The organism is Streptomyces sp. NPDC001880 (genome assembly GCF_053594575.1).
Genome location: NZ_JBSFET010000012.1, coordinates 147,134 through 153,831 on the forward strand (window position 1 = coordinate 147,134; position 6,698 = coordinate 153,831).

The 6,698-nt window shown below is 72.8% G+C and carries 5 protein-coding genes; all 5 read left to right on the plus strand.

The window, feature by feature from the left end; translation table 11 throughout:
* The first annotated feature begins 69 nt into the window (after positions 1–69).
* Positions 70–1,419, plus strand: a complete 1,350-nt coding sequence (locus ACWCQ6_RS10635; protein ID WP_451087540.1) for a DUF6716 putative glycosyltransferase — start codon at positions 70–72, stop codon at positions 1,417–1,419.
* A gap of 20 nt (positions 1,420–1,439) precedes the next feature.
* Positions 1,440–2,675 (plus strand): cytidylyltransferase domain-containing protein, encoded by a 1,236-nt coding sequence (locus ACWCQ6_RS10640; protein WP_451087542.1) that lies wholly within the window; start codon positions 1,440–1,442, stop codon positions 2,673–2,675.
* A 51-nt stretch (positions 2,676–2,726) separates the two neighbouring features.
* Complete coding sequence (locus ACWCQ6_RS10645) at positions 2,727–3,662, plus strand: N-acetylneuraminate synthase family protein (protein ID WP_451087544.1); 936 nt, start codon at positions 2,727–2,729, stop codon at positions 3,660–3,662.
* Positions 3,663–3,673: 11 nt separating this feature from the next.
* The gene (locus ACWCQ6_RS10650; protein ID WP_451087546.1) at positions 3,674–4,729 is read left to right on the plus strand and encodes a hypothetical protein; all 1,056 of its coding nucleotides are present in this window, start codon (positions 3,674–3,676) and stop codon (positions 4,727–4,729) included.
* 451 nt (positions 4,730–5,180) lie between these two features.
* Positions 5,181–6,698, plus strand: a 1,518-nt coding sequence (locus tag ACWCQ6_RS10655; RefSeq protein ID WP_451087548.1) for a S8 family serine peptidase, incomplete at its 3' end; no start/stop codon positions are given.

Here is a 6,698-nt window from a genome sequence, read left to right on the forward strand (position 1 = left end):
GCGGGCTGTTAACCAGCTGTTGCCGTCACGTTGGGCCGCGAATCGGAATGCCTTCCTAAGTTCTGGGACGTGCCCCCACGTACCGAAAAGACGACCGCCCTCCGGGTAGCCGTACTCGCCGACTCCGACACCCGGTGGAAATGGGGCGCGCTCACCGCGCGCCGCCTCACCACCGGCGCGTCCCGGGTGCCGGCGCAGCGCGTCGAGATCAGCGGACTGCTGCTGCGCGGCCGGGCCACCCCGACCCCGCGCCAGCTCGCCGAGGTCGGCGACGTCGGTATCGAGGCCGGCCGGGTCCGCGAGGTGACGGCCGTCGAGTTCCTGCACAGTGTGCGGGACGAGGGGTACGACGTCGTCGTCCTCGCCCTCGTCGGCGGAGCCGTCCAGGCGATGCTGCACGGACTCGCCGCACTGCGGCTGCCCGCCCGGCCCGTCGTCGTCACCGGCTATGTCGGCGTCGTCTACGAGAAGCTCGCCGACGGCCTGCTGCTGCGGCACGGCGCGGACGTCGTCCTCGCCAACTCCCGCCACGACGCGGAGCGTTTCCGCGCGGTGTACGAGGGAGTGGGTGCCGACTCCTCGGCCGTCACCGAGGCCGCCCTGCCGTTCCTCGGCGGCGAGCCGCACCGCCCGCAGAAGGGCCGCGACACCGTCGTCTTCGCCGCCCAGCCCTCCGTGCCGGCCTCCCGCGACGACCGGATGTACCTGCTGCGCAGACTCGTCGAGCACGCCAGGCTGCACCCGGAGCGCGAGGTGCTGCTGAAGCTGCGCTCCAAGCCCGGCGAGCACACCACGCACATCGAGGAACTCCCGTACCAGCGGCTCGCCGAGCGGCTGCCCGGCGGCCTGCCGCCCAACTTCCGCCTGGTGTACGGGCACATGGGCGAGGTCCTGGACCGCACCGACCTGCTGGTCACGGTCTCCTCGACCGCCGCGCTGGAGTCCCTGCACCGGCGTGTGCCGACCGCGGTCCTCACCGATCTCGGCGTCCGCGAGGCACTGGGCAACCACCACTTCATCGGCTCCGGCCTGCTCACCTCCTGGGACCACCTGGACGGCGGCCTGTGCCCGGAACCCGACCCGGAATGGCTGGCCGGCCAGGGCGTCGCCGCCGACGGCACGTACGCCACCGCCTACGACCACGCCCGCGCCCGCGTCGACGCCCTGCTCGCCACCGCCCGGCTGCCCGATCTCGCGCCCTACTACACGCCCGCCACCGCCCCCGGCTACCTCCCCGGCATCCTCGCCCGCCACCACCTCGCCCCCGACGGCCACCCGCTGCCGGGCGCCGAACGGCCCCGCGAGACCGGCGGGGTGCGCGGCGTGGTCCGCGAGGCGGTCCGGGAGGCGGCGCGCGGCGCGTACCGGCACGGCGTCCAGCGGGTCGCCCCGGTGATCCGACGGATGGGCGAGCTGTGAACACCACTTCAGGAGCAGAGATGACCCCGACCCCCACCGTGCTCGCCGTGATCCCCGCCCGCGGCGGATCCAAGGGCGTACCGGCCAAGAACCTCGCCCAGGTCGGCGGCGTACCGCTGATCGCCCGCGCGGTACGCGCCTGCCTGGCCTCCCGTGAGGTCACCGATGTCGTCGTGACGACCGACGACGCGGCCATCGCGGACGCGGCCCGCGCCGCGGGCGAGACACTGGGCGAGTCCGAGCGGCTGCACATCGTCCAGCGCCCCGCGGCCATCGCCGGGGACAGGTCCAGCAGCGAGGACGCGGTGCTGCACGCCCTGGACGCCTACGAGGCGATGCGCGAGCGGACCGCCGACGTGGTGCTGCTGGTCCAGTGCACCAGCCCCTTCGTGCTGCGGGAGGACATCGACGGCGTCGCCGCCGCGGTCGCCCACGACGGCGCCGACACGGCGGTCACGGTCGCCCCCTTCCACGGCTTCCTCTGGCGCGACGGCAGCGCGATCGAGGAGGACAACTACGGCGTCAACCACGACAAGTCCGTACGCCAGATGCGCCAGGACCGCCCCGAGGACCTCCTCGAAACGGGCACCGCGTACGCCATGAACGCCGCCGGCTTCCGCACCCACCGCCACCGCTTCTTCGGCCACACCGCCCTGGTGCGCACCGACGCCGCACGGGTCCTGGAGATCGACGACCCGCACGACCTGGCCCGCGCCCGCGCCCTCGCGCCGCTGCTCGACCCCGCGCCGCTGCCCACCCTCGACGACATCGACGCGGTCGTCCTCGACTTCGACGGCACGCAGACCGACGACCGGGTCCTCATCGACGCCGACGGCCGTGAGATCGTCGCCGTCCACCGCGGCGACGGCCTGGGCATCGCCGCCCTGCGCAAGGCCGGACTGCCGCTGCTGATCCTCTCCAGCGAGCAGAACCCGGTCGTCGCCGCCCGCGCCCACAAGCTCCGCATCCCGGTCCTGCACGGCATCGACCGCAAGGACCGGGCGCTCAAGCAGTGGTGCGACGAACAGTCCATCGCTCCCGAACGTGTCCTCTACGTCGGCAACGACGTCAACGACCTGCCGTGCTTCGCACTCGCCGGCTGGCCCGTCGCCGTCGCGAGCGCCCACGACTCGGTGCGGGCGGCCGCACGCACCGTCACGACCACCCCCGGGGGCTTCGGCGCCATCCGCGAGATCGCGGCCTGGCTGCTCGGCCCCACCCTCACGACCACGCATCCCACCCAGTCCCCCAAGTGACCCCGGGTCCCCCAAGCCCGCCACGTCATCCGAACTAAGGAAACACACCTCATGAGCACCTCCCGTCTGCGCACCCTCGGTACCCGCACCGCCGGCCCCGGCCGGCCCGTCTACGTCACCGGCGAGATCGGCATCAACCACAACGGCGACCTCGACAACGCCCTCGCCCTGATCGACGTCGCCGCCGAAGCCGGCTGCGACGCCGTCAAGTTCCAGAAGCGCACCCCGGAGATCTGCACCCCGCGCGACCAGTGGGACATCGAGCGCGACACCCCCTGGGGCCGGATGACGTACATCGACTACCGTCACCGCGTCGAGTTCGGCGAGGCCGAGTACCAGGCCATCTCCGAGCACTGCGCCAAGCGCGGCATCGACTGGTTCGCCTCCCCGTGGGACACCGAGGCCGTCGCCTTCCTGGAGAAGTTCGACGTCCCCGCGCACAAGGTCGCCTCCGCCTCGCTCACCGACGACGAACTGCTGCGCGCCCTGCGCGCCACCGGCCGCACCGTCATCCTCTCCACCGGCATGTCGACCCCGCGTCAGATCCGCCACGCGGTCGAGGTCCTCGGCTCGGACAACATCCTGCTCTGCCACGCCACTTCGACGTACCCGGCCAAGGCCGAGGAGCTGAACCTCCGGGTCATCAACACCCTCCAGCAGGAGTACCCCAACGTCCCGATCGGCTACAGCGGCCACGAGACCGGCCTCCAGACGACCCTCGCCGCCGTCGCGCTCGGCGCCGCGTTCGTCGAGCGCCACATCACCCTCGACCGCGCCATGTGGGGCTCCGACCAGGCCGCCTCCGTCGAGCCGCAGGGTCTCACCCGCCTCGTCCGCGACATCCGCGCCATCGAGGCCTCGCTCGGCGACGGCGTCAAGAAGGTGTACGAGTCCGAGCTCGGCCCGATGAAGAAGCTCCGCCGGGTCGCGGGCGTCGTCGCCGAGAGCACCGAGGCGGCCCCGGTCGCCGAGCCGGTCGCGGTCTGACGGGCCGACCGGTGAACCTCGCCTTCGTCGAGAGCCCGGTCCAGCTCCTGAACGTCCTGGAGTGGGCCTACGCAGAGGGAGGCGGCGACCGGGTCCTCACGGACATCACGGTCGTCGTCCTCCCCCCGGTCGACCCGATGTCGCGCGGTCAGCTGCGCCGGATGGCGGAGCTGGCCCGCGACGAGGGCATCAACGTCCGCTGGCAGGAGGCGCGCGGCGGCGCGGGCGCGCCCCTGAAGAGCCTGCGCGACCTGTCCGGACTGGTCCGCAGGGCGCAGCACGTCGTCATCGGCGACCCGTTCTCCCGGTACGTACAGCTCCTGCTCACCATGGTCCGGGCCCGCCGCCTCACCGTGGTCGACGACGGCACGGCCACCATGGAGTTCGTCGCCCAGCTCGCGCGCGGCGAACGCCTGGTGCGCTGGCACCGCAAGGGCAGCTCGGGCCCGCGCGAACTGGTCCTGGCCCCCGTCACGGCCCGCGCCCGCAGCCGCTTCACCCCGTCCGCCACCCGTACGGTCGAGGTTTTCACGGCCATGCCGGTCGAGGCTCCGCCCGGCGTGACCGTCACCCCCAACACCTTCGCCTGGACCCGCGCCCGCTTCGGCCCGCCGCTGCTCACCAAGGGCGCGGACCTGGTCGGCACCTCGCTCGTCGAGACCGGCGTGGTCGACCAGGGCCAGTACCTGGAGGCCGTCGCGACCCTGGCCCGCGCCCACGGCGCGACCCGCTACTTCGCCCACCGCCGCGAGTCCACCGACAAGCTCCACGCCCTGGAGGCCGCCACCGGCCTGGAGATCGTCCGCCCCGACCTCCCCCTCGAACTCATCGCCCGCCGCGGCCCCATCGGCCGCACGGTCCTGAGCTTCCCCTCCACGGTCGTCCACACCCTGCCCCTGGCGCTGGCCGGCACCGAGGTGAAGGTCGCGGTCTGCGACATCGCCCCGGAATGGCTCCGCGACACGGCGTCCCCGCGCGCCCAGGGTTTCCTCAGCGGCGTCACGGAGACCGCCCGCGACGTCCAGCGCCTGGCGCCTTGGCGGGCTACGGCGGTGACGGAGGCGTAGGGCCGTCCGCGCTCCCACCTCCGTTCGAGAACGTGACACTTGCACCTCGGGGTGTCACGTTCGTGTTGGGCCGAGGCAGCGGACGCTCGCGATGTTCAGCGTTTGGCGCCTTGGCGGGCTACGGCGGTGACGGAGGCGTAGGGCCGTCCGCGCTCCCACCTCCGTTCGAGAACGTGACACTCGCACCCCTGAGTGTCACGTTCGCGTGCGGCCGGGGCAGCGGCGACGCACCGGTGGCCATGGCGGCGATGCCGCCAGGAAGACGCGGCCGGACTCCTCCTTCCTGCTTGGCGCGGACGGTGGCCAGAGCTGTCAACAGGGCTGCATCAATTGGCGGTTGGTCGCCATACGCAAAGCCGCCACGCGCGCCAGGCGTCAACTCCCGTCCCACGGCCCAGACTCATCGCGGCGCCCGGACCATCCCTTCCCCCGGGCGTCCGAGGAGTGCGTCGTGATCAGACCTTCCGCAGGAGGAAGGGCCGCCCTGCTTGCCGCAGGGCTCTCCCTGGTGCTGCTCTCGGCAGGGCAGACCGCCGCCGCGCCCGATACCGCTCCAGAAACTGCTCCGGACACCGCGTCCGTACCGGCCACCTTCACCGGGGCACAGGGCGCGAGTACCACCGTCACCCTCATCACAGGTGACCGTGTCACGCTCACCGACCTCGGCGGCGGCCAAAAGACCGTCACCGTCGACCGGGTCAAGGGTGCCACCGGGGCCGTCCGCAACGAGACGGTGAACGGCAGGGTCACCGTCATACCCGACGAGGCCCGTCCCTACCTGGAGGCCGGTCTCCTCGACCGGCGGCTCTTCGACGTCACCGGCCTCGTCGAACAGGGCATCACCGGCGACCTGCCGCTCATCGTGACGCACGGCAAGGGTGCCCGCACCGCCGCCGCCCCGCGCGGCACCAAGACCGTCCGGGCCCTGCCCAGCATCGGCGGCGCGGCCGTAAAAGCCAACGAACCAGCCGCCTTCTGGCGCGAGTTCACCGCCTCCGCCCGCCCCGGCACCCGCTCGGCCGGCGCCATGAAGGTCTGGCTCGACGCCCGGGTCAAGGCCGACATGGCCGACTCCAACGCCCAGATCGGCACCCCCGAGGCCTGGGAAGCCGGCCTGACCGGCAAGGGGGTCAAGGTCGCCGTGCTCGACACCGGCGCCGACCTCTCCCACCCCGACCTCGACGGACGGGTCGCCGAGAGCCGGTCCTTCATCGAGGGCCAGGAGGTCGCCGACCGCCAGGGCCACGGCACCCATGTCGCCTCCACCGTCGGCGGCAGCGGTGCGGGCTCCGAGGGCAAGGAGAAGGGCGTCGCCCCCGGCTCCACCCTCGCCGTCGGCAAGGTCCTCAACGACCAGGGCTCCGGCAGCGAGTCGCAGATCATCGCCGGTATGGAGTGGGCCGCGAAGGACATCGACGCGAAGATCGTCTCGATGAGCCTCGGCTCCAGCGAGGCCAGCGACGGCACCGACCCCATGGCCCAGGCGGTGAACACCCTCTCCGCCGAGACCGGCGCCCTCTTCGTCATCGCCGCCGGCAACTCCGGCGCCCCGGGCACCATCGGCTCACCCGGCGCCGCCGACTCCGCACTCACCGTCGGCGCCGTCGACTCCGCCGACCGCGCCGCCAACTTCACCAGCCAGGGCCCCCGCTACGGCGACCAGGCCCTCAAGCCCGACGTCTCCGCCCCCGGTGTCAACATTCTCGCCGCCCGCTCCCAACTCGTCGGCGGCAGCGGCCTCTACACCTCCAAGAGCGGTACGTCGATGGCGACCCCGCATGTCGCGGGCGTCGCCGCGCTCCTCGCCGAGCAGCACCCCGACTGGACCGGTGCCCAGCTCAAGAACGCCCTCATGTCCAGCTCCAAGACCCTCGCCGCGTCCTCGTACGCCCTCGGCGCGGGCCGGGTCGACGTAGCTGCCGCGATCTCCGCGAACGTCACCGCCACCGGCTCCGCCGACCTGGGCTTC

What these genes read in the sequence shown, in the direction of transcription:
- ACWCQ6_RS10640 (WP_451087542.1), top strand. Translation starts at nt 1,440, where the DNA reads ATGACCCCGACCCCCACCGTGCTCGCCGTGATCCCCGCCCGCGGCGGA.
- ACWCQ6_RS10645 (WP_451087544.1), top strand. Translation starts at nt 2,727, where the DNA reads ATGAGCACCTCCCGTCTGCGCACCCTCGGTACCCGCACCGCCGGCCCC.